The 2,782-nt window shown below is 63.6% G+C and carries 4 protein-coding genes; all 4 read right to left on the minus strand.

All coding sequences use genetic code 11. The features are described from left to right. Nucleotides 1-590: ATP-binding cassette domain-containing protein (locus EOA85_RS31825; RefSeq protein WP_127212373.1), on the minus strand; the 590-nt coding region annotated here is incomplete at its 3' end. Nucleotides 591-882: 292 nt separating this feature from the next. After that, entirely contained in the window at nt 883-1,122 is a 240-nt protein-coding gene (locus tag EOA85_RS31830) for a DUF2188 domain-containing protein (protein WP_065008174.1), read from the minus strand. A gap of 31 nt (nt 1,123-1,153) precedes the next feature. Continuing rightward, complete coding sequence (locus tag EOA85_RS31835; protein ID WP_065008175.1) at nt 1,154-1,465, minus strand: DUF982 domain-containing protein; 312 nt, start codon at nt 1,463-1,465, stop codon at nt 1,154-1,156. Nucleotides 1,466-1,592: 127 nt separating this feature from the next. Then, complete coding sequence (locus tag EOA85_RS31840; RefSeq protein WP_127212374.1) at nt 1,593-2,696, minus strand: NADH:flavin oxidoreductase/NADH oxidase; 1,104 nt, start codon at nt 2,694-2,696, stop codon at nt 1,593-1,595. Nucleotides 2,697-2,782 lie beyond the last annotated feature (86 nt).

Raw genomic sequence — 2,782 nt, forward strand, 5'->3', positions numbered from 1 at the left:
GCCTCGATCTGGTCGTGGGTGACATAGACCGTCGTGGTCTTCAGCCGCTGATGCAGTTCCTTGATCTCGGCGCGCATCTGCACCCTGAGCTTGGCGTCGAGATTGGACAGCGGCTCGTCGAACAGGAAGACCGCCGGATCGCGCACGATCGCCCGGCCCATGGCGACGCGCTGGCGCTGGCCGCCGGAAAGCTGCCGGGGATAGCGCTCCAGCAGCGGCACCAGCCCCAGGATTTCGGCGGCGCGCTTAACGCTGGCAGCGCTTTCGGCTTTCGAAACACCCTTGAGCATGAGCGAGAACGCCATGTTCTCGGCGACGGTCATGTGCGGGTAGAGCGCGTAGTTCTGGAAGACCATGGCGACGTCGCGTTCTTTTGGCGCAACGTTGTTGACGACACGGTCGCCAATCGCGATCTGGCCGCGCGAAATCTTTTCCAGGCCAGCGATCATCCTGAGAAGGGTCGATTTTCCGCAGCCCGACGGCCCGACCAGCGTGACGAACTCGCCGTCGTCTATATCGACGCTGACGCCGTGGAGAATTTCGACGGTTCCGAATGATTTGTAGACATCGCCAATCGCGACAGACGCCATCGATTTCCTCCCGAATGCTTCCTGCGACGTCTTCGAAGGAAACCGCTTTCCTAACTGGCCGCGGCAGCTCCCAAAGTTCCTCCCTGGTCACGCGCGATGATGAAACGGTAGCGCTACCAGACTGCCCTGTAAAGCGCCTGCGTGGCAAGCACTCTTCTTCGTTGGTCCTGATCGTGTTTGTTCGCGGTGGGATTGAAATTCGCCATGTCCGGGATCCTGGCAGGAAAATGACTTGCCCAGCCCCAGCCCTTGAAAACGGAGGTGCGAGAAGTCATCAGTAAACGACACCAGCCTAATCGGAAACTTCGGTTTGCGGCCGGTCCCGGCCGTCGGCGAGCTCGTCGTGCCATTTGCCGTCGGCGTCCTCGTACTGGATGCCGTCCGTGGTGCCGGCGACCTGCTGTTCGGCCGAAGCGATCTCGGCCGCGCGGAGCGCGTCCTCGTGGGTAGGGAACGTTTCTGAGAATGTCGAGCCGACCTTGTAGGCCCAGCCCCCGTCATGCTCGACGATCTTGTAGGTCAGCTTCGCCATGAAATCCTCCAGTGGGAAAAGCTCCGTCTGCTCAATGCAGTTTGCTGCTTTGGGGCAGTTTGCCTTCGGGCAGCCTGCCGTCGGACAATCTCTCGTCGGGAACCAGCACGTCCGATTCCTTCGCGGCTTCGACCAATGCGCGGCGCGCATCCGCCGTCGAACGATAACCCTCCAGCACTTTTAGGCAAGTGTCGAGAGCATCGCGATGCCGGGGACCACGATTGAGCGGCCAGACCGTCATCAGGCACTCCGCCGCTTCCTGGGTGCTGCGGATCTCACGGTATTTGCCCACATGGCCAAGTTCGACCACCACCGGCTTTTCAAAAGGCTTGTTGTCCATCATCGCCGCCAACGCGGAGCGGCCGATTTGGTTGCACGTCCCTCCGCGTAAAGGTCTCAAGGTCGCAATCATTGGGGTCGCAATCATTGGGGTCGCGGTCATTGGGGCAGCAGCCATTGGAAATGGCCGCTCAGCCCGCCGCCTTCATCCAGTGCTGCATCGTCGTCACCGAGCGGGCAAGCTGCGGCGCCGGGTGGATCGTCTCGCCGAATGTGGCGGCGGCGCGCCACGCCCAGCGCGGATCGGCGAGAAAGGCGCGGGCCAAAGCCACCATGTCGGCACGGCCCTGGGCGACGATCGCCTCGGCCTGCTTCGGATCGTCGATCAGGCCGACGGCCCGCGTCGGGATGTCGGCGCCGTTGCGCACGGCTTCCGCCAGATGCACCTGGTAGCCCCGACCTGTCGGCAGCTTCTGCAGGGGCGAATTGCCGCCGCTCGAGCAGCAGAGATAGGCGACGCCCGCTGCCTTCAGCGCCTTGGCCACTTCGATCGCGTCCTCGACATCGAAGCCGCCATCGACCCATTCCTTGACCGACAGGCGGGCCCCGAGCATCAGCTTGGGCACTGCCTTCCTCACCGCCTTGGCGATCTCGACGACAAAACGCATGCGGTTTTCCAGCGAGCCGCCCCAGCGGTCGGTGCGCTGGTTGGAAAGCGGCGACAGGAACTGGAAGATCAGATAGCCGTGTGCCGCATGCAATTCGATGAAATCGAAGCCGGCCCGCTCGGCCCGCCTTGCCGCCTCGGCGAAGCGTTCGATGATGTGCAGTATCTCCTCATCCTCCAGCGCCCGCGGCACCTGCCAGCCCGTGTCGTAGGCGATTGCCGAGGCGGACACGATCGGCCAGGGATCCTGATCGGCACCGAGCGGCCCGCCGCCTTCCCAAGGCTTCCGGTTGGATGCTTTGCGGCCGGCATGGGCAAGCTGCGTGCCGAATTTGGTGCCGGGGGCGGCGACGCGCTTGGCGGCATCCAGCGCGCGCCGGGCGGCTGCCTCGTTGTCGTCGGAATAAAGGCCGAGGCAGCCATGCGAGATGCGGCCGCGCCGCTCGACGTCGGTCATCTCGACGGTGACCATGCCGGCGCCGGACATCGCCAGGTTCATCCAGTGGTACAGGTGCCAGTCGCTGGCCGAACCGTCATCGGCGGAATACTGGCACATGGGCGCGACCGCGATGCGGTTGGGAAAGGCGAGGCCGTCAAGCGTGATCGGCTGGAAAAGGGATGTGGTCATCAAAAAACTCCGGGGAGGGGCTGTCGCTATTTAGGCAGTGGATTGCGCCTGCGCCATACACGAGGCGGTGAAGCGCGCCCCTGGAC

This window comes from Mesorhizobium sp. M5C.F.Ca.IN.020.29.1.1 (assembly GCF_003997375.1).
In the GTDB taxonomy this organism is placed as follows: Bacteria; Pseudomonadota; Alphaproteobacteria; order Rhizobiales; family Rhizobiaceae; genus Mesorhizobium; species Mesorhizobium wenxiniae.